Raw genomic sequence first — 19128 nt, forward strand, 5'->3', positions numbered from 1 at the left:
CCTCTCAGGGGTGGGGAGTGAAAGGAGCGCAGCCGCGAGGCTGCTCTCCAGATTCTCAATCTCACACAAACAAATGATATTGTGTGAATCATGGACATTAAGCGAGCATACCGATTCCGGTTCTATCCGACGTCCGAGCAAGAAGCGATTCTTGCCAGGACGTTTGGGTGCGCGCGTTTTGCCTATAACCACATGCTTCGGTTGCGTACCGATGCGTGGTATCAGCGGCAGGAACGAGTCGGATATCACGAAACCTCCGCAGCGCTTACGGCGCTCAAGAAAACACCCGAGCACTCATGGCTGAACGAAGTCAGTTCGGTTCCGGTGCAGCAGGCCTTGCGCCACTTGCAAACGGCATTTGCGAACTTCTTCGCCAAGCGCGCGAAGTACCCGAATTTCAGGCGCAAGGACGGCGCGCAGTCTGCCGAGTACACGACGAGCGCTTTCAAGTGGGATGGTGCGTCATTGAAACTCGCGAAGATGGATGCACCGCTTGCGATTCGATGGTCACGCACGATCCCGAAGGGAGCGAAGGTAACGACCGTCACGGTATCGAAAGACGCATCGGGCAGATACCATGTCTCGATGCTGTGCGATGACGCAGTAAGCGCGAAGCAAGAGGTATCCGGCAAAGTTGGCATCGACTTAGGTCTGACGCACTTCGCCATCCTTTCTACCGGCGAGAAGATCACGGCCCCTAACACGTTCCGAAAGAACGAGGCCAAGCTCGCCAAGCTCGCCAAGCTGCAACGGCGACTAGCGAAGAAGCAAAAGGGTTCCGCCAATCGCATGAAGGCGAAGCTCAAAGTTGCACGAATGCATGCCAGGACGGCAGATTCCCGAAGGGACTTCCTGCACAAACTTTCGAGCCGGCTGATAAACGAAAACCAAGTGATCGCCATCGAAAGCCTTGCCGTCAGCAACATGCAGAAGAACCGTTGCCTTGCAAAGTCGATCAGCGATGCAAGCTGGTCCGAGTTCACTCGGCAACTGGAGTACAAAGCGCAGTGGTACGGACGCACGTTGGTCGGCATCGACAAGTGGTACCCCTCAAGCAAACGATGCAGCGATTGCGGACATACAGTGGTCAAGATGCCGCTGAACATCCGCGCATGGACCTGCCCGGAATGTGGCAGCATCCATGATCGCGACATCAACGCTGCGCGTAATGTTTTGGCCGCCGGACTGGCGGCGTCAGCCCATGGAGAAAGCGTAAGTCCCATATCTCTTTGAGATGAAGTTGGGTTGCCGTCTGTGAAGTGGGAATCCCTTTCCTTTAGGGAGCGGAGCAGTCAATGTTGGAGCTTTCCGTAACTGAGCAATGCTGCGGATATTAGCGCTGTTCGAATGCAACGTGACCGGACACGATGGTCGTCCGCACGCGCGCCGGCAGTTCATAGCCGAGGAACGGCGTATTGTGCCCCTGGCTCTTCAATGCACGCGGCTCGACGCGCCAATACGCGTTGCGGTCGAACACGCAAAGATCGGCGACGGCGCCCACGGCGATGCGGCCAGCCGCCTCGAGCTTCAACACGTCGGCCGGCGCCGTGGTGATGCGGTTCAGCGCCTTGGCCAACGGCACGCCCGCTTCGTCGGCCCATTTGACTGTTAGCGACAGGAACAGCTCCAAGCCTGTTGCGCCCGGCGTGGCTTCGGCGAACGGCAGCAGCTTTTCGTCGTCGTCGACCGGCGTGTGGTCGGAGCAGATCGCGTCGATCGTGCCGTCGACGAGGCCCGCGCGGATCGCTTCGCGATCGCGCTGCTGGCGCAACGGCGGATCAAGCCGGAACTGCGCGTCGAAGTAGCCGATATCGAGGTCAATCAGATGCACGTGGTTCACGGTGACGTCGCACGACACCGGCAAGCCCTCCGCCTTGGCCGCGCGCATCAACTCGATGCCCGCCGCCGACGACACATGCGACAGATGCACCCGTGCTCCCGTCACGCGGACCAGTTCGAAAATCGTGTGCAGCGCGATCGTCTCAGCCGATACCGGCACGCCCGACAGCCCAAGCCGCGACGCCAGCGCGCCGCTCGCGGCCACGCCGCCCTTGCCGAGATAGGCATCGACCGGACGCAGCCACACCGTGTAGCCGTATGTCTTCGCGTACTGCAACGCGCGCATCAACACCTGCGTATCGACCACCGGCACATCGGCCTGCGAAAAGCCGATACAGCCCGCTTCGGTCAGCTCGACCATCTCGGTGATGACCTGGCCTTTCAGGCCGACGGTCAACGCGCCGAGCGGATACACATGCGCCTGGTCCAAATTGCGCGCGCGGAACTTGAGCATCTCGACGAGGCCCGGTTCATCGAGCGTCGGATCGGTGTCTGGCGGACACACGAGACTCGTCACGCCGCCCGCGAGCGCCGCGGCCATTTCGGATTCGAGCGTGGCCTTGTGTTCGTAGCCCGGTTCGCGCAAGCGCGCGGACAGGTCGACGAGGCCCGGCACGATATGCAGGCCTTTAGCGTCGATCGTCTTCGCTGCGTTGAAATCAGCAGGCGCGTTGCCGATGGCGACGATCTTGCCCGCTGCGATAAAAATGTCTTGCTGCTGTTCGGTGCCCGCCGCCGGATCGACCAGCGTGCCGCCTTGAATGTGAATCTTCATCCGCTGCCTTAATGTTTAGCCAAGCGTTCAGCTAAGTTCTGCGTGTCTTGTCGCGTGTGGTGGTGCGTGTGTGATCGCGTGCCGTGGTGAGATCAATCGTGATTGCCCGCGACGATTCCCATCACCGCCATGCGCACCGCGATGCCGAACGTGACCTGGTTCAGAATCACCGATTGCGGACCGTCGGCCACCTGCGAATCGATTTCGACGCCACGATTCATCGGCCCCGGGTGCATCACGATCGCATCGGGTTTGGCGAGCGCGAGGCGCTCCGGCGTCAAACCCCAGCTCTTGAAATACTCCTGTGCCGACGGCAGCAGCGCGCCGCTCATCCGTTCGTTCTGCAGACGCAACATGATGATCACGTCGACGTCTTTCAGGCCTTCGTCGAGGTTGTGGAATACGCGCACGCCCATCTGCTCCAGACCGCCCGGCAACAACGTGCGCGGGCCGATCGCGCGCACTTCCGGCACGCCGAGCGTGGTCAGCGCATGAATGTCCGAACGCGCGACCCGCGAATGCAGAATGTCGCCGACGATCGCCACGCGCAGATTCGTGAAGTCCTTCTTGTAGTGGCGGATCGTGTACATGTCGAGCAGACCCTGAGTTGGGTGTGCGTGACGGCCGTCGCCGGCATTGATCACGTGCACGTGCGGCGCGCAATGCTGGGCGATCAGGTACGGTGCGCCACTCGAGGCATGACGCACGACGAACATATCGGCATGCATCGCCGAGAGGTTGTTGATCGTGTCGAGCAGTGACTCACCCTTGCTCGTCGACGAAGCGGTGATGTTGAGATTCAGCACGTCGGCTGACAAACGCGTCGCGGCGATCTCGAAGGTCGTGCGGGTGCGCGTCGAGTTCTCGAAGAACAGGTTGAACACGGACTTGCCGCGCAACAACGGCACCTTCTTCACCTCGCGATCGGTCACGCTGACGAACTGGTCGGCGGTATCGAGAATGTGATTGACGATCGCCTTCGGCAAACCTTCGATCGACAACAGATGTTTGAGCTCGCCGTTCTTCGTGAGCTGCGGATTGCCCTTCAGGAAGCCATAACGGAAGCGCTCGGTGGCGCTGTCGGCGGAATCCTGGGAGGCCTGGGTGGCGGTGTTCATTGGGGTACCTGCTTCAAATACGGGCTTCAACGTGTTCGGCGTCGATGCCTTGCTCAATGCGCAAAGCTGCGTTCAATCGACGCGTGCTTCGGTGTGAAAAGTGAAACGCTGAGTGCCATCGGCGCCCCCTGCTTCGCGGGCAAGCACGAGCGTCGCATCGGCCGGCACATCCACCACGCCACCGACAAAACGCGCCGCCACCGGCAACTCGCGTCCGCCGCGATCGGCAAGCACCGCCAGTTCGACCGATGCCGGGCGGCCGTAGTCGTACAGCTCATTCAACGCAGCTCGAATCGTGCGGCCGGTGTACAGCACGTCGTCCACCAGCACGATGCGGCGTTTGTCCACGGAAAACGGCAGCGAGGTCGGGCTTGCCTGCGCGTGCAGGCCTTTTTTCGCGTAGTCGTCGCGATGCAGCGCGACATTCACCACGCCGAAGCTCGGCGCCTTCAGATCGCGCGCGAGGCGCTCGGCGAGCCACGCGCCGCCGCTGTAGATGCCGGCCAGCACGGGGCCATCGGCTGCGCCGAAGGCGTCGCCATACGCCGCGCGAACCTGTTCGAGCACGGCGCGATAAAGCGCTTCGGCGTCAATGGAACTCATGATCGTCGGAAAGTCCGTCTAGATATTGCTGGAGGATGATGCTGGCGGCTTCGGCGTCGAGCATGTCGGCGCGGCCGTTGCCGGCGCGGATTTCCGCCTTCGCCTCAACCGACGAATAGCGCTCGTCGATCCATGTCACCGGCAGATTGAAACGGCCATTCAGCTGATTGCCGAAGCGCTTCGCGAGTTGGGTCATTTCGTGCGGCGTGCCATCCGGGTGCATGGGCAAACCGACCACCAGTGCGTCCGGCTTCCACTCGCTGATCAGCTTGCCAATCGCCTCGAAACGGTATTCGCGGCTGCGGTTCTGCACGATCACGAGCGCCCGTGCGCTGCGGGTGAGCGAGTTGCCCACTGCCACGCCGATCCGCTTTTCACCATAGTCGAACGCAAGCAGCGTCGCCTCACGTCCGGCTGCCAGGCTCATGCGTGGCCTGCTTCGCCCGACAGCATCGACAGTGAAATGCCGAGCAGCGCGAGCGCGGCTTCCAGACGCTCTTCGGCCGGCACGTCGAAAACGATTTTCGGGTCGGCTTCAACCGTGAGCCAGCCGTTTTTCGAAATCTCTTCTTCGAGCTGACCCGCGCCCCAGCCGGCATGGCCGAGCGTAAGCAGGAAGCGCTCCGGACCGGTGCCGCTCGCGACGGCTTCGAGCACGTCTTTCGACGTGGTCATCTCGAGCCCGCCCGGCACCGCCATCGACGACGTATAGGTATTGCCGCCTTTCGGATCGTGCAGCACGAAGCCGCGCTCGGTTTGCACCGGGCCGCCGAAATACACGGGCACATGGAGAAGGGGTTCGATCTCGAGCTTGAGATCGATGCGACTGAAGAGCGCTTCAAGGTCGATATCGGTCGGCCGGTTGATCACGAGGCCGAGCGCGCCGCGCTCACTGTGATCGCAAAGGTAGACCACCGTTCCTGAAAACGTGGGATCCGCCATGTTTGGCATGGCGATCAGGAACTGATTGGTCAGATTGATGCGATCGGTACTCTTGGACATAGTTCGGATTTTAGCAAAGACGGTGCAGGATGGCGGGCTTTGAGCGCGGAACCGCGATGTGCGCGATGACCTGCGCCGCGAGCCATCGACGGCGAATCAAGTTGCACTCTATCACGCACGCAGGCCTTGTCCATGGCGCGCTCAGCGGTGTTGACGACACGCATATCGCGTGCCTCCGGGTTCGAACATGGCGCCTCGCCGTTGCCGGCAGAGGAGTTGTACCGGCGCGCAGGGCATGCTGCTGATTGATACAGCAGCCAGCAGTTCAGGCACCGCCCTGCTCGATCGAACGCGTCAAGGCGGCCAGCGCAGCGTTGCTGCCTGTCGGCGCGACGCCCGCAGCAACTTTGTGCAGCATCGCACGCAACGCTTCAGCGGCCTGCTCGAGCGTGCTCGCTGCCGGTGCACCGACGATGACGTGAGAGCGCACCGCCGGCGTGGATACGCCGGCGTGCGCGCGGCGGCGCCACGCGAGCCCGAGCGCGTCGGCAACCAGCGCCACGTGGCCGAGGCCCAGCGCGCACGCGGCGGCACCGAGCCGGTAGGCGGCGTCGCCCGCCTGCAACGCTTCGCTCGGATCGGCTTTCTCGGGCTGGTCGGCCGCGCGGGCGTGCTCGGTCAGCGCCGAAATCGCGGCATCGGCCGTTTGCAGGAAATCTTCATACGCGTGCGCGTTGACGGTTAACACGCCCAGCTCGCGCGTCAGCGTGCTGCGCGTCGCGCTGACCGCCTGCGCCTGCACGGCGCCAGCTTCCCAAAGCATTTCGGATGCCTGGGTGCCCGCGACGTGCCAATCGACCGTCAAGCCGTAGTCATGCAGCACTTCGACCTGATCGGCGTCTTCCGCTGCAGCGCCGAACAGCGCGTAATCGCGCCACAGCAGCGCCAGCGTCGCGCGCACCAGCGAACGCGGTGCGCGCTCGATGCCGTGCGCATGATCGGCCAGGGTGAGGTTGCAGCGCGCGTAGAAACGCCGCGCGTCGGCATCTCCGGTGGCGCGGCCGCTGACGCGTAGCGCCTTGGCGCAAGCTTTGGCGAGGCGCCAGAAATCGTAGGGATCCGGGCCGGTGAGCTCGGTAAGGACGGCATCCAGCTCGTCGAGCGCCGCGTTCGTGAACGCCAGCGCAGCACCACTGCTATCAGGTTGCGAGCGCAACACCGGCAGCAGCGCGCGCTCGTAGCGCGCCCGCAAATGGGCGAGTTGATCCGCGGACTGGTTATGCAGCGACACCGGCGGCACCGGGCGTGCGCTCAGCGCGAGATCTTCGAAAGCGACGGTCGACCCCGGCGTGTGCTCCGACAGATGGGCACAGAGCGCGTGATAGTGATTGAACAGCGTGGACGAGCAGGACAGCTCGCGCAGATTGTGGCGCTCGAGCGCCGCGCGGAAATCGTGCAATGCCCCGCCGAACACGGGCCGCGCGCTGTCCGCGTCAGCCGGGTCGCCCTCGGCCAGAGGCGAGAGCCGCACCAGCGCGTCCGCGAAGCGCTGCGCGCTCAGCCAGCCGGCCTCGCGCAACGCGTGCGACGCACGCAGCAGCGCCGAGGTGCTCTCGCGGTGCTGCTCGAACGCCAGCAGCGCCTCGGCCAGCGCCAGCTCCGCAGGACGAACAGCGCCGCCGCGCGGATTGGGCAATGCATCGAAGGAATCGGGTGCAGCGGATCGAAGAGTCATGGGCAGGCGACAGGAAGCTGACGGGCCGCCACCCGGCGCTGCACGAGAGACTGATCGGCTAACGCGCGAACTGGCGACAGAACAATGACAGATTACCGCTGCGACACGGTGCAACCGGGGATGTTCCGCGCCGCCGCGTTGGGGCTGCGCTCCGAGCGCGTGGATCGCATTCGATCCGGCCGACGCTGCCCGCAAAACGCCGCGCCGCAACCACACGGCATGGCGCTCAGCTGGAGACTGCCGTTTGCCCCCTGGACCTCAGATCTGGACCATCTCGAAGTCTTCCTTGCGCGCGCCGCATTCCGGGCAGGTCCAGTTGATGGGAACGTCCTCCCAGCGCGTGCCCGGCGCAATGCCTTCGTCCGGCAAGCCGGCTTCTTCGTCGTAAATCCAGCCGCAAATCAGGCACATCCAGCTTTGATATTCCATTCTTGTGTCGCGTCGTAGAGTCCGTGGAAACGGGAGCCATGATGGTACCGTGTTGCCGCCCCAATGCCTAGCAAACAGAAACGCGCAATCGTAGCGTGCGGCGGCCTTTGGCTAGAGGGTTGCGTCGGTTTGGTTGGCGCTTGCGCGTAGGGTCGCGCCTGGCTGCCGCTCACGTGCTGCTGGCGTGCGGCAATGCGCCGAAGACTGCGAAAAACCGCCTTCATAACGGTTTAGGCCGCATAATTGAGCCGATTGCGCACCGTCTGCGCCTAAATACAGCTCCTTTTTGTAAATCTTCATGCCCAGCGACACGCCTCCGATCGTCCTCACCTTCGGCCTTTCCGATCCCACCGGCGGCTCCGGCCTGCAAGCCGACCTGATGACCCTTGCCAGCATGGGCTGCCATGGCGTCTCCGTGCTCACGGGCTATACCGTGCGCGACTCGGCAAGCTGCGACGAAGTCACCGGACTCGACCCTGAAGTGGTCGCGACCCAGGCTCGGATGCTGCTCGAAGACATGCCGATCGCCGCGTTCAAGGTCGGCGCATGCACGCGCGCTGAAGTGGTGAGCGCGATTGCCGAGGTGGTCGCCGATTACGACGACATCCCGCTGATCCTCGCCCCCGATTTCACGCTCGACGACGAACACGTGCTCGCCGCCGACGAACTGCGCGAAGCGATCGCTGACCTGCTGGCGCCGCAAACCACCTTGCTGGTTGCCGATTCGACCACACTGCTCGCTCTCGCCCAGCCGGACGGCGACGCCGAGGCGCCGAGCCTCGACGCGGCGATCTCGCATCTGCTGTCGCAAGGCTGCGAATACATTCTGTCGACGGAAACCGGCACGCACCGGCTCGTCAATACGCTGTTCAGCGAAGACGGCCAACTTCGCCAGGATATGTGGGACCGCGGCGCTCATCGGATTATGGGCATTACCGACACGCTCGGCGCCGCGATTGCCGCCTTGCTGGCCAACGGCCAGGACCCTGCTGAAGCCGTACGCGAGGCGCAGGAGTATCTGTATCAGGCGATGCGCAACGCATTCCGGCCAGGCATGGGCGCATATCTGCCCGATCGCTTCTTCTGGGCCCGCAGCAGCGACGACGACACGCCGCCTGCAACCGGCAAGGATGCGACACCGGGCGAAGCACGGCATTAATTTGACGACTCGAAGCGTCTGCTGCGCGAGCGGCAGGCGCCGGGGAAGCGTTTCCACTTCAGCCCCAGCCCGACCAGCCTAACTGTCTGACGAATCCCGCGTGCGCGAAGCGCGCGTAATACCGGACGACCCAACCCCTTGCCCCAAAACAAAAAACCCGCATTTCTGCGGGTTTTTCGTTTTGGGAAGCACGCCTCGCGACGCACTTCCCCATGTGTTTCCAACGGAGCCTCAAACGAGGCCCGAGTGAGGCTCAATCGGAAATTACATGTCCATGCCCATGCCGCCCATGCCGCCGGGCATACCGCCGCCCATCGGAGCATCTTCCTTCGGCAGTTCGCAAACAGCTGCGTCGGTGGTCAACAGCAGGCCAGCGACCGAAGCTGCGTTTTGCAGCGCCGTGCGCGTCACCTTCGTCGGGTCCACGACACCTGCGTCAACCAGGTCGACGTACTCGCCGGTTGCAGCGTTGTAGCCGTAGTTGCCCGTGCCAGCAGCAACAGCCGCCACCACGACGCTGGCTTCTTCGCCACCGTTCGTGACGATCTGGCGCAGCGGCTCTTCCATCGCGCGCAGCACGATCTTGATACCTGCGTCCTGATCGGCGTTAGCGCCCTTCAGGCCAGCGATTGCCGTACGTGCACGGATCAGTGCGACGCCGCCGCCAGCAACGATGCCTTCTTCCACAGCTGCGCGCGTTGCGTGCAGTGCGTCTTCGACACGTGCCTTCTTTTCCTTCATTTCGACTTCGGTCGCAGCACCGACCTTGATCACTGCAACACCGCCAGCCAGCTTGGCCACGCGCTCTTGCAGCTTTTCACGGTCGTAGTCCGACGTAGCTTCTTCGATTTGCGTGCGCACTTGCTTCACGCGCGCTTCGATCGTTGCACCTTCGCCAGCGCCGTCGATGATCGTCGTGTTTTCCTTGCCCACTTCGATACGCTTCGCTTGACCCAGTTCAGCCAGCGTTGCCTTTTCGAGCGTCAGGCCGGTTTCTTCAGCGATGACTTGACCGCCGGTCAGGATCGCGATGTCTTCCAGCATGGCCTTACGACGATCGCCGAAGCCCGGAGCCTTGACAGCAACCGTCTTCAGGATGCCGCGGATGTTGTTCACAACCAGCGTAGCCAGCGCTTCGCCTTCGACGTCTTCTGCGATGATCAGCAGAGGACGGCCAGCCTTTGCGACTTGTTCCAGGACCGGGAGGAGGTCACGAATGTTCGAAACCTTCTTGTCGTGCAGCAGCACGAACGGGTTGTCGAGCACGGCAACTTGCTTGTCCGGGTTGTTGATGAAGTACGGCGACAGGTAGCCGCGGTCGAATTGCATGCCTTCAACCACGTCCAGCTCGTCTTGCAGCGACTTGCCGTCTTCAACCGTGATCACGCCTTCCTTGCCGACCTTGTCCATCGCTTCAGCGATGCGGTCACCGATCGACGAATCGCTGTTTGCCGAAATCGCGCCAACTTGAGCGATTTCCTTGTTGGTCGTGCACGGCTTGCTGATCTTGCGCAGTTCTTCGATCGCTGCGGTCACAGCCTTGTCGATACCGCGCTTCAGGTCCATCGGGTTCATGCCCGATGCAACGTACTTCATGCCTTCGCGGACGATCGACTGAGCCAGAACCGTTGCGGTCGTGGTGCCGTCACCTGCGTTGTCGCTGGTCTTGGAAGCGACTTCCTTGACCATTTGTGCGCCCATGTTCTGGAGCTTGTCCTTCAGTTCGATCTCTTTCGCGACCGAAACACCATCCTTCGTGACCGTCGGGCCGCCGAAGCTGCGTTCCAGGACAACGTTGCGACCCTTCGGGCCCAGCGTGACCTTCACAGCGTTCGCGAGGATGTTCACGCCTTCAACCATCTTGGCACGGGCGGAATCACCGAATACGACGTCTTTAGCTGCCATCTTCTAACTCCTTGAATTCTTTGGGATATGACCGGGAAAAGTAGCGACTGGCGCTTACTTTTGCACCACGGCCATGATGTCTTCTTCGCGCATCACGAGCAGTTCGTTGCCGTCGACCTTGACGGTCTGGCCTGCGTACTTGCCGAACAGGACGCGGTCACCAACTTTCACGTCGAGGGCGATTTGTGCGCCTTTGTCGTCACGCTTGCCCGGGCCGACTGCCAGAATTTCGCCTTGATCCGGCTTTTCTGCTGCGGCTTCGGGGATCACGATGCCCGACGCGGTCTTGGTTTCTTGATCCAGACGTTTGACGATCACGCGATCATGCAAAGGACGAAGGTTCATACATACTCCTCTCTTGATTGAGACTGAAGAACGCTGAGAAAACCCGGCTGGCTGAGCCAACCGGCGATGTTGTTAGCACTCTCGTGCAGCGAGTGCTAATTATATGGACGGGTGGTGACAAATTCAAGAAGGGATGTCGCTTTGACAGTTGTCGACATCGAGATCCGCTCAAGCCTGAACCTTGCACCGCAGCGAAAACCGGACATACCGCACGGATCGCCTTTAAATACAGCAAGTTATCCGTGCACGCTCGCCACCATCAAGTTGCGCGTTGTGCGCTCGCGGGCGGCCATTCCTCGGCCAGGTGCGCGAAATATGTGCGTAATCCCTGGACCAGGGAAATCCCTTGACCGGCCGGCAATCGAGAATATTTCGCTCCAGCCTGGACACGATGGCCGTTCGGTTGGTGGAGTAGACCTGCGAATTGACTTGCATCCCGATCAAATACTGTATAAATTCACAGTACTGTTTTTATATACAGGATCGGTCATGAACCAGCTCATCCGCATCTTGAACGACGGTGATCGCGAAACGCTTGCCTGGTTGCGCAAGCATGTCGGAGACGTGCGCGTGGCTGCTGCTGCGCGACACCTGGGAGGCAACGGCAAACCCTACCTGTCCGCGGTGTGCCGCTATCTCGGCGTACGTCCACCAACGCCTCATCAACATATCCGGCCTGTTGAAGACTGCACGGTCGGCGATAACTATCTTGCCCAGATCCGCCAGTTGCTGGCACAGCGAAACCAGGCGTTGTTGAAGCATCAACCTTGATGCTGCGAGTTGCTGCGAGTCCTCAGGAAGATAACGGTATGAATAACGACTCTGCTCTTGATAGGGATGTCCACGACATCAATCCTGTCGCCCTCGAACGCGCACTCCGCAGCGCGTCGCTCGACCTCCAGCAGATCATTGCCACGGTCGCAGGTCGTCACCTCGACAGTGGCCGTCGCCGTTACTCAAGCGGCGCGCGATTGCCGACCTGGCGCACGCTGCTGACAATCGACGAACAGGTCTTTGAGAATCGGGGCTTCCTGGCGAGGCACAACGAGACAGTGCGCTCCACGTTTGTCCGGTTTGAGGACAGTCGTTTGTCCGGAATGGATCTCGACGAACCCGTCGACTGGCGACGTGACGACGACAACTTGCCAGCCGTGTACCTGCTCGTGCGTGCACTGGTACAGGCCGCCGACGCTACCGATGTGGCCACGCAGGACTAACGCGCCAAGCCCGTATCGATCGGGGGAGATCACTCCACCGGCCTGCACTACAGACGTTCAATACCCGGTCTTGAGTTTCTGCCAGAGCCGGTTGCGCAAGCGCAGAAAGTCTGCCGGCAAGGACAGTTCCGGATACATTGTGGCCAACTCAGTCTCGCTTGGAAAAATCTGTGGGTTCGCTGCGAGTTCAGGTTTGATATAGGGCTTGGACGCCAGATTTCCGTTGGGGTAGAACACCTCATGATTGGCACACTCCAGGCCGAAGAAATTGATCGCGCCAGGCGAAACCCGTACCGCCCGAATCCACGTACTGCAAATGTCAAAAAAACAGTTATTTCCACTACGATAAGTGCACTAGGATTGCCCGGCTAACAATAAACCGGCGAGCGCACGCATTCAAATACGTCAATCGACGCGCAGCCTAACGACCCAAAAAAAAGAACCGTCATGGCTCAAATTAATGTGTCTGCACGACTGGCGCTTGGCTTCGGCACCGTCCTCCTGCTGCTCACGGCCATTTCCGCTGTGGGGACGAGCGGTGTGGCCAGTATCCGCGGCAAACTCGACGACATCGTCGAGGTCCACGACGTCGAGACGGCTCGTGTGACTAACCTGCGGGGCGCGGTGAGCGGCATCGCCATTGCGATCCGCAATATGGCCTTGCTGACCGACGAGAAAGACGTTGCGAGCGAGCAGGCGTCCATTGCGAAACAGGAAGCGGTTTATACAGAGAACTATCAGGCGCTTGGGCGCCTGTTCAACGCGTCCCCCCTGACAACCGACGACGAGCGCCGGCTATTCGCCATGCTCAGGCAGGAAGAAGCCGCAACCTTACCGCTCGTCGAAAAGGAAGCACGGAGTTGGGCGCTGTCGACTGATCAGGACGCGGCAGTGAAGGTCCTCGTGAGTGAAGTACGTCCGAAACAGCTCGTGTGGCTATCCACCCTCGACGAACTGCTTGCACTGGAACAAACCCGCAGTCGGGCCGCAGCGAACCGCGCCACTTCCACCTATGCGACCTTGCAGGTGGTCACCGCCGCCTCGGTGGCAACCGCGCTGCTGATCGGTTTGACGGCGGCGTTTCTGATTACGCGCGGCATACTCAGGCAGCTTGGTGCGGAACCCGCCGAGGCACAGCGCATCGCACGGGAGATCGCCGCCGGCAATCTTGCGGTGACAGTCAAACTGCACAAAGGCGACGCGCATAGCCTGATGGCCTCGCTCGAGACGATGCGCGTGCAACTGACATCCATCGTCACGCAAATCAAGACTTCAGCAGAGTCGATCGCTGTACGTGCCGTCGAGACGGCCGAAGGCAATGTCGATCTTTCGCAGCGTACCGAACAGCAAGCCGCCTCGCTGCAGCAGACGGCTGCCAGCATGGCAGAATTGACTACCACTGTCAGGCAGAACAGCGAGGACGCCATGCAAGCAAGCGCGATTGCGAACATGGCTTCCGACACCGCCGTCCAGGGTGGCCACGTCGTCAAACGCGTCGTCACGACCATGCAGGACATCTCCACGAGTTCTTCGAAAGTTGGGCAGATCATCAGTGTGATCGAAGGCATCGCGTTCCAGACCAATATCCTTGCACTGAACGCCGCTGTCGAAGCGGCCCGCGCCGGTAATCAAGGACGTGGATTTGCGGTGGTCGCGAGTGAGGTCCGCATGCTGGCGCAGCGTAGCGCGGGAGCGGCCAAGGAAATCAAGGCGTTGATTGAACAGTCGGCCGGGCATGTCGTAGCCGGCGCCCACCTCGTTACCGAGGCAGGCGCGACGATTGACCAGGTCATGCGATCGGTGCATCAGCTCACCGGCATCATGGGCAAGATCGCGCATGCATCGACCACGCAAACAGCGGGCATCGAGCAGGTCAACCACGCCGTTGCCGAAATGGATAAGGTCACCCAGCAGAATGCGGCACTCGTCGAGCAGGTTTCTACTGCGGCGCGATCCATGGCCAGCCGGGCAAGCGGTCTGCGCGATACAGTGGCTGTCTTCAGAATCGGCGATACACATGAAGTGAACGCCTCCATGCATGGCGAGCTTGTCTAACGCGCGGCACTGACGCAACCCATCCGCCGCGCTTGCAGACAGTCAGGCTCAGGCAGCGTTCGCGGCTATCGCAACACGCTAGAAGATTGGGAGCTGTCTGCGGCGAACGCAGGGTATGCGGAAGGTGGCGCGCCTTCGCCGATACACATGATTTCGGCAAGGCGCTCAGCATAATACTCAGGAAGATACTGGTCGACGTCGTATCTTCTCTCAGGGTTCGAAAGATGCGTGGCCAGTTGCCCAAGCGCCAGCTTCAGACTCTCCGGATCAGTGCGGAATTTGATCTTGTTGCCTACAGCGTCCGCGGTCGTCGCCATGCTTCCGCCATCGCGAACGAGCGCAGGCAGGCCAAGCATCGCCGCCTCGATGATGATGAGCGGCGCATTTTCCGCGCACACCGAGGGTACGATGACCGCGTCGGCGAAGCGCTGCAGGTCCGAGAACAAGCGTTCCTGCGGCAAGCTGCCGAAAAAAATCAGCTTGCCACATTCGATGAGTGATGCGAAGCATTGCTCGATAACCGCGCGCTCGGGACCCTCGCCATAAACACCGATAGCGTTGATATGCTCAAAATCCGCCGCTTGCGCGAGCTCGATGAACTGCGCGAGGCCTTTTTCCTGCGAGATTCTTCCAGCGAACGCAAGATTGAAGCGGTCTTTGTTACGGACGGCCGAGGGAATCAGCGCAGCCGGAACAGCGGACGGATTATGCAGGATCACCGTGTTGCGGATCCCGCAGCGGTGCAGTGCCTCCTGCATGAAGGCACTGGGGCAAAGAATCTGATCGAATATGCGCGACGGATGGCACGCCGCACGCACGGCATGCCAGTACGCCTTTGTCATGAGGTCATGCATGAGGCCCTTTGGCGACGAACGAAGCTTGAACGCCGTGCGCGTACTCAACATTTCAAGCGGCAGAATCAGGGGCTTGCCCTTCTCGAAGTATTGCATCATCGGGTTGTAATAGACGAGATGGTAGTCGTGGCACGTATGGTACGTGCGGTACCCCAGATCGCGCTTGTATCGTGCGATAACGCTCAGGATCGAAGGCGAGAGAGCGTTATGGTAGTTATGCACCAGCACCCGATGCGGCCGAAACGCGAGAATTGCTTTCTCGAGCGCGCGAGCGGCAGCAACATTCCATATTCTCGACAACATGGAAGTCTGCGCGACGAATCGACTATCGTCGAAGCGCTCGACCTCAACCCCGGATAGAGTACTCAGAAGCCCTGCGGATTGTTTATAGACAATCTCCGCGCCGCCCATATGCAAAAAATCGTTGATCAGCAATACCCGCCAGCGCTGCATCTCCCCGCTCCTCTTTGACTGCACAAATGGGATCACGCAAAACGTGGACGGTATAGCTGGAATTCCTCGCTCGGAAGATGCTAGCGTGTCGTACCCAACGGCTGTGTTTGCCAGGACACGTAGCGCAACAGGATGTGCAGCGCACCATCAAAACTGAGGAAATCGTCCGCTCCAACCGCCACCTTTCTTCAGGTAATGCAAGAAGAGCGGGATACCGGTCAATTGCGCCGCGAATCGCCGCGTCGACGCACTGTCGTCGACAATGATCGCGCGCAGTCGAAACGGGTCACTCTGGTGATCGTTCCAACCGACATCGCATGTGCGTGCACTCTTGTATCCCGCCGCTTCTACGAAACTGACTTCGCGATCGCCATAGTTTCCGTTCGGGTAGGCAAAGTGCTCGCAGACATTGTGCAGCAGCGCCTCGATCTCATGCTTGCTGTTGCCGATTTCGTCCGCACATTCGATATCGCTGCAACGAGTCAACACGGGATGGAATCGTGTGTGAGCCTGAAAGTCCACGTACGCCTGCATGGTTTCCATCTGCTCGATGCTAAGGCCGGTCGCCTGATTGTCGGCGTCCTGGCGGTAACCATGTGCCGCGAGTTCGGTCAGGCGTTCCGCATTCGTCATACGCTTCAGCCGTTCGTGGCCCGCCCGCACTGAGCCGGGATGCAACCACCAATGGCTGCGCGGACGGCCGACGATGCTGCTGCAGAGGAAGATCGTCGGCCGCACCTTGTGCTTGATGAAGATAGGCAGCAACGCTGCGTTGCCCGCATGCCCGTCATCGAACGTAATGGCCGCGCGTGGACGTCCCCGGCCGGGCGCAGCGACGTCTGTCAGCGGCACCAGATCACATATTTCTCGAAGATAGGTGAGATGCCTGTCGAGTGTCGCCGGGTCGGGGTCGTGATAGAGCAGGACCGCCACCCGGTCGCGCCATAGCCATGCGCGCGTCGCTCGGGCAATGCCCGTCAAGACGACGAGCGCAGCAAGGATCTCCTTAAGTAATGCCTTACCCCGATTCATTTCACCTCTCCGCTCTGTGCATTTCGAAGAACCTGGTGCCGCGATAATTGCGCTGTCTTGTGCTGAATCGCGACATCAAGGACCGGGCGGACTGCCGGAACGCATGCGGCTACTCGCCCGTTCGCCCGAGCACATGGCCTTCGGCAGAGGACCACACGCCATCTCTGGCGTCCGCTTTCAACGAATGGGCTATATGCCGCGCCACACTGGGCGCTGCGTGCCTCGCCCCGTAGACAAAACGCATGACCGGCCCAAAGCTGTGAGCGGAAGCCGGCCCGATCACATAGAGGCCACGAACCTGTGTTTCGAAGTTGGAGGTGAGTTCGGGCAGCCCACTATTGACCGAAATCGCGTCTACGATTTCTTTCGATAGAAACGCGTGCTGCCTCATATCGGTCCTGAAGCCCGTCGCGGCGATGACATGGTCGGCGGCAACGGCCGATTCCTTGTCCTCGCTTATCCCGCGCAGGATGACCTGATCGTTGTCGATAGCGGCGGAGCGAACCTCCGTCCGAAACGAGATCTTCACCTTGCCGACGACGCGATCACGCAGCCACCAGGCGCCGGACGCTCCGTACGACCGCTCCATGATCTGCTTGCGCCGCCCTTGATCGAGCATGTGGAAAAGGCCCGGATACTCAGACAGGAAGAGTGAGCGCCAGCCTCGTCCCAAGCCAGCGTCAGGACGCGCCAGTCTGGATAGGATGCCGCGAGAAGCTTGAGGCCGTGGATGCCATATCACGCCCGCTTCGCGCATGAGCACGTGAACACGCGATCCTTGCTCATGCAGCAGCGCGGCGAGCCCCAGCGCCGACTGTCCGCCGCCGACTATCGCGACGTCTTTGCCTTGCGCCCACGCGAGGTCCCCATAAAGCGCCGAATGAGATGCATAGCGTTCAGGCAGGCCTCGCAGTGCGACAGGGGTTTGCGCGAACCCCTTGAGTCCCAAAGCGATCACCACCTTGCGCGCGAGGAGGGAGCGGCCGTCGCTCAGCGCCAGTTGAAAATGCCCGTCGACGCGTCGCAGGTTGACAACGTCGACTGCCTGGATATCTTCGACGAGATTCGACTGAAACCAACGCGCGTAATCCACAAACGTCTCGAGCGGCAGTTCCATACCCATCGGCTGATAGCGCATACCCTTCTGGCGGTAGTAATCCTCGAGCGTGAATCCGGACAGCGGCGCATGGAGGTTCGAAGCGAACGCCTCGGAACGTAGGAGCATGCCTGGTGGCATGAAATTGATCCAGGCACGCATCGGCTGCCCGAGAATCTGATGGACCACACCTGCGGCGCTCAGGTGTGCGGACAAAGACAACCCATACGGCCCTGCGCCAATTATTGCGGTGTCGGTAAAGGACATTGCTCATCTCCATCCAGGGACGGCACTCAGGGCTTCCAGGCGCCCACGCTCGAGGCCAGCGTCGCGAAGCGCGACACGTTGTCAAATACCAGCCCACGCTAAACTTTCACCTGCAGCAGCTTGAGTGCCATAGTCACGTTCCACGCGCGCTTCAAGCGCCGCAGCGGACTGAGCAGGCCATAAAACTGCAGCGCCGGAGCGGGATCGCTCCAGCGAAAATATCCGTCAACGATCTTCGTGCGCTCGCCCAGCAGATGAGGCGGCACCCGGTCGGCAAACGTCGCGCGCCACGCGACCGGTACCCGGCACGATTGGTCAGGTATGGGCGGCAGACCGAGTTCATGCCGGTAAGCGGCAAGCGGAATATTGACGCCGCACAGCGTGGCGATTTCTTCCTGCCAGTCCGTACGGCCGACCGTCGGCTCGACCATCACGAACCGCCTGCGGTTGTCGTCCCACTTGTATTCGATGCTCCCCATGCCCTCGAAGCCGGCCCGCTCGGCGAACGACAATGTCAACGACTCGAGCACTTCGCGCGCTTCGGGTGCGGCAACGCATATGGCGGTATTGCCGATACCCGGCGGGGAACTGAGGACCTTGCGCCCAGTAAAGATGCTGATCACACTCCCGCCGCTCCCCCGATAGAAAAGCGTGAAATAGATGTTGCTGTCGGGCCCCTCGATCCACTCCTGCGCAATGATGCCGCCGGGCGTGGCAAGCATGGCGATAGCTCGCGCGCGCGCAGCGCTGAGAGAGTCGACCCGAACCGCCCGCTCCCTCTCGCCCCTCAATACATTGCGTTTGTCGTCCGGCTTCAGTACGCACGGATAGCGTAATTCCGATAGATATTCCAAGTCGGACAGTCTCCCGATAGTCACGGACCGTGGAACCGGAAAGTCGTGCTTCAGCGCGAAGTCGTGAAATCCTGCCTTGCTGCACAACATCTTGACGGTCGAGTCCGCCGGAAGGCGGAAGCGAAACCAGTTCGCAAGCGCTTCGCGATTTTCCGACACCGCGTGCACCGCCTCTTCTTCGGTCAATATAAGAACCGGGGGCTGCTTGAATTTCTTGCCGAGTTCGATCATGTCGTCCGCGAAGGCTTTTCCGATCAGGCTTTTGATGTAGTGCGCGCGTACGTAGCGGCACCACATGCCTGAGCGCGTGATTTTTGTATCGACTACGACGAGCGGAACGCGTGCACACGCGAGAGACCTCGCCACGCCGAGGCCGTTCAGCGAGGCACCCACGACGACCCCTGCTATTCGATCAGAACCGTATCGGCTCACCATACTGTCGATTCCTTG

At 61.0% G+C, this 19128-nt stretch carries 18 protein-coding genes; 5 read left to right on the forward strand and 13 right to left on the reverse strand.

What is annotated here, in order from left to right; all coding sequences use genetic code 11:
* Positions 1 to 90 precede the first annotated feature (90 nt).
* Complete coding sequence (locus P3T25_RS17015; protein ID WP_429358457.1) at positions 91 to 1233, forward strand: RNA-guided endonuclease InsQ/TnpB family protein; 1143 nt, start codon at positions 91 to 93, stop codon at positions 1231 to 1233.
* 100 nt (positions 1234 to 1333) lie between these two features.
* On the opposite strand, the gene P3T25_RS17020 is transcribed toward P3T25_RS17015, so the two are convergent.
* The 7 genes from P3T25_RS17020 to P3T25_RS17050 all read right to left on the reverse strand — a co-directional run bounded on the left by P3T25_RS17020 (position 1334) and on the right by P3T25_RS17050 (position 7441).
* Positions 1334 to 2614, reverse strand: coding sequence for a dihydroorotase (locus P3T25_RS17020; RefSeq protein WP_429358458.1), 1281 nt, complete (start codon positions 2612 to 2614; stop codon positions 1334 to 1336).
* A 92-nt stretch (positions 2615 to 2706) separates the two neighbouring features.
* On the reverse strand, positions 2707 to 3732 hold the full coding sequence (locus tag P3T25_RS17025) for an aspartate carbamoyltransferase catalytic subunit (protein ID WP_429358459.1): 1026 nt from the start codon (positions 3730 to 3732) through the stop codon (positions 2707 to 2709).
* A gap of 72 nt (positions 3733 to 3804) precedes the next feature.
* Positions 3805 to 4335 carry a bifunctional pyr operon transcriptional regulator/uracil phosphoribosyltransferase PyrR gene (gene pyrR / locus P3T25_RS17030; RefSeq protein WP_429358460.1) on the reverse strand — a complete coding sequence of 177 codons (531 nt, stop codon included), beginning with the start codon at positions 4333 to 4335 and terminating at the stop codon, positions 3805 to 3807.
* Entirely contained in the window at positions 4322 to 4762 is a 441-nt protein-coding gene (ruvX, locus tag P3T25_RS17035; RefSeq protein WP_093636449.1) for a Holliday junction resolvase RuvX, read from the reverse strand. The genes pyrR and ruvX overlap by 14 nt, the downstream gene beginning before the upstream one ends.
* Entirely contained in the window at positions 4759 to 5337 is a 579-nt protein-coding gene (locus tag P3T25_RS17040; RefSeq protein ID WP_429358461.1) for a YqgE/AlgH family protein, read from the reverse strand. Before P3T25_RS17040 ends, ruvX begins: the two co-directional genes overlap by 4 nt.
* A 265-nt stretch (positions 5338 to 5602) precedes the next feature.
* A complete protein-coding gene (locus tag P3T25_RS17045) occupies positions 5603 to 7012 on the reverse strand; it encodes a hypothetical protein (RefSeq protein ID WP_429358462.1) in 1410 nt (469 codons plus the stop codon).
* Positions 7013 to 7270: 258 nt separating this feature from the next.
* The gene (locus P3T25_RS17050; RefSeq protein ID WP_006047743.1) at positions 7271 to 7441 is read right to left on the reverse strand and encodes a rubredoxin; all 171 of its coding nucleotides are present in this window, start codon (positions 7439 to 7441) and stop codon (positions 7271 to 7273) included.
* A 298-nt stretch (positions 7442 to 7739) separates the two neighbouring features.
* Between P3T25_RS17050 and P3T25_RS17055 the strand changes: the two genes are divergently transcribed.
* On the forward strand, positions 7740 to 8600 hold the full coding sequence (locus P3T25_RS17055) for a hydroxymethylpyrimidine/phosphomethylpyrimidine kinase (protein WP_154560269.1): 861 nt from the start codon (positions 7740 to 7742) through the stop codon (positions 8598 to 8600).
* 264 nt (positions 8601 to 8864) lie between these two features.
* Here the strand turns inward: P3T25_RS17055 and groL are convergent, their stop codons facing one another.
* Entirely contained in the window at positions 8865 to 10505 is a 1641-nt protein-coding gene (gene groL / locus P3T25_RS17060) for a chaperonin GroEL (protein WP_154560268.1), read from the reverse strand.
* A gap of 54 nt (positions 10506 to 10559) precedes the next feature.
* Positions 10560 to 10850 (reverse strand): co-chaperone GroES, encoded by a 291-nt coding sequence (groES, locus tag P3T25_RS17065; protein WP_007178996.1) that lies wholly within the window; start codon positions 10848 to 10850, stop codon positions 10560 to 10562.
* A gap of 489 nt (positions 10851 to 11339) precedes the next feature.
* On the opposite strand from groES, the gene P3T25_RS17070 reads away from it, so the two are divergent.
* From P3T25_RS17070 to P3T25_RS17080, 3 genes are all read left to right on the forward strand, one after another.
* A complete protein-coding gene (locus P3T25_RS17070; protein WP_429358501.1) occupies positions 11340 to 11621 on the forward strand; it encodes a hypothetical protein in 282 nt (93 codons plus the stop codon).
* A 38-nt stretch (positions 11622 to 11659) separates the two neighbouring features.
* Positions 11660 to 12067: a DUF2471 domain-containing protein gene (locus P3T25_RS17075; RefSeq protein ID WP_429358463.1), complete on the forward strand. Its 408-nt coding sequence runs from the start codon at positions 11660 to 11662 to the stop codon at positions 12065 to 12067.
* A 447-nt stretch (positions 12068 to 12514) separates the two neighbouring features.
* Positions 12515 to 14122: a methyl-accepting chemotaxis protein gene (locus P3T25_RS17080; RefSeq protein ID WP_429358464.1), complete on the forward strand. Its 1608-nt coding sequence runs from the start codon at positions 12515 to 12517 to the stop codon at positions 14120 to 14122.
* A 65-nt stretch (positions 14123 to 14187) separates the two neighbouring features.
* On the opposite strand, the gene P3T25_RS17085 is transcribed toward P3T25_RS17080, so the two are convergent.
* From P3T25_RS17085 to P3T25_RS17100, 4 genes are all read right to left on the reverse strand, one after another.
* Entirely contained in the window at positions 14188 to 14880 is a 693-nt protein-coding gene (locus P3T25_RS17085) for a glycosyltransferase (protein WP_429358465.1), read from the reverse strand.
* A 696-nt stretch (positions 14881 to 15576) separates the two neighbouring features.
* Positions 15577 to 16461, reverse strand: a complete 885-nt coding sequence (locus P3T25_RS17090) for a polysaccharide deacetylase family protein (protein ID WP_429358466.1) — start codon at positions 16459 to 16461, stop codon at positions 15577 to 15579.
* A 109-nt stretch (positions 16462 to 16570) separates the two neighbouring features.
* Complete coding sequence (locus tag P3T25_RS17095) at positions 16571 to 17824, reverse strand: NAD(P)-binding domain-containing protein (protein WP_429358467.1); 1254 nt, start codon at positions 17822 to 17824, stop codon at positions 16571 to 16573.
* 98 nt (positions 17825 to 17922) lie between these two features.
* A complete protein-coding gene (locus tag P3T25_RS17100) occupies positions 17923 to 19113 on the reverse strand; it encodes a carboxylate--amine ligase (protein ID WP_429358468.1) in 1191 nt (396 codons plus the stop codon).
* Positions 19114 to 19128: the final 15 nt, after the last annotated feature.

Source organism: Paraburkholderia sp. GAS32, assembly GCF_050434225.1.
Taxonomy (GTDB): Bacteria; Pseudomonadota; Gammaproteobacteria; order Burkholderiales; family Burkholderiaceae; genus Paraburkholderia; species Paraburkholderia madseniana.

What these genes read in the sequence shown, in the direction of transcription:
- P3T25_RS17015 (WP_429358457.1), top strand. Translation starts at nt 91, where the DNA reads ATGGACATTAAGCGAGCATACCGATTCCGGTTCTATCCGACGTCCGAG.
- P3T25_RS17020 (WP_429358458.1), bottom strand. Translation starts at nt 2,614, where the DNA reads ATGAAGATTCACATTCAAGGCGGCACGCTGGTCGATCCGGCGGCGGGC.
- P3T25_RS17025 (WP_429358459.1), bottom strand. Translation starts at nt 3,732, where the DNA reads ATGAACACCGCCACCCAGGCCTCCCAGGATTCCGCCGACAGCGCCACC.
- pyrR (WP_429358460.1), bottom strand. Translation starts at nt 4,335, where the DNA reads ATGAGTTCCATTGACGCCGAAGCGCTTTATCGCGCCGTGCTCGAACAG.
- ruvX (WP_093636449.1), bottom strand. Translation starts at nt 4,762, where the DNA reads ATGAGCCTGGCAGCCGGACGTGAGGCGACGCTGCTTGCGTTCGACTAT.
- P3T25_RS17040 (WP_429358461.1), bottom strand. Translation starts at nt 5,337, where the DNA reads ATGTCCAAGAGTACCGATCGCATCAATCTGACCAATCAGTTCCTGATC.
- P3T25_RS17045 (WP_429358462.1), bottom strand. Translation starts at nt 7,012, where the DNA reads ATGACTCTTCGATCCGCTGCACCCGATTCCTTCGATGCATTGCCCAAT.
- P3T25_RS17050 (WP_006047743.1), bottom strand. Translation starts at nt 7,441, where the DNA reads ATGGAATATCAAAGCTGGATGTGCCTGATTTGCGGCTGGATTTACGAC.
- P3T25_RS17055 (WP_154560269.1), top strand. Translation starts at nt 7,740, where the DNA reads ATGCCCAGCGACACGCCTCCGATCGTCCTCACCTTCGGCCTTTCCGAT.
- groL (WP_154560268.1), bottom strand. Translation starts at nt 10,505, where the DNA reads ATGGCAGCTAAAGACGTCGTATTCGGTGATTCCGCCCGTGCCAAGATG.
- groES (WP_007178996.1), bottom strand. Translation starts at nt 10,850, where the DNA reads ATGAACCTTCGTCCTTTGCATGATCGCGTGATCGTCAAACGTCTGGAT.
- P3T25_RS17070 (WP_429358501.1), top strand. Translation starts at nt 11,340, where the DNA reads ATGAACCAGCTCATCCGCATCTTGAACGACGGTGATCGCGAAACGCTT.
- P3T25_RS17075 (WP_429358463.1), top strand. Translation starts at nt 11,660, where the DNA reads ATGAATAACGACTCTGCTCTTGATAGGGATGTCCACGACATCAATCCT.
- P3T25_RS17080 (WP_429358464.1), top strand. Translation starts at nt 12,515, where the DNA reads ATGGCTCAAATTAATGTGTCTGCACGACTGGCGCTTGGCTTCGGCACC.
- P3T25_RS17085 (WP_429358465.1), bottom strand. Translation starts at nt 14,880, where the DNA reads ATGCAGGAGGCACTGCACCGCTGCGGGATCCGCAACACGGTGATCCTG.
- P3T25_RS17090 (WP_429358466.1), bottom strand. Translation starts at nt 16,461, where the DNA reads ATGAATCGGGGTAAGGCATTACTTAAGGAGATCCTTGCTGCGCTCGTC.
- P3T25_RS17095 (WP_429358467.1), bottom strand. Translation starts at nt 17,824, where the DNA reads ATGTCCTTTACCGACACCGCAATAATTGGCGCAGGGCCGTATGGGTTG.
- P3T25_RS17100 (WP_429358468.1), bottom strand. Translation starts at nt 19,113, where the DNA reads ATGGTGAGCCGATACGGTTCTGATCGAATAGCAGGGGTCGTCGTGGGT.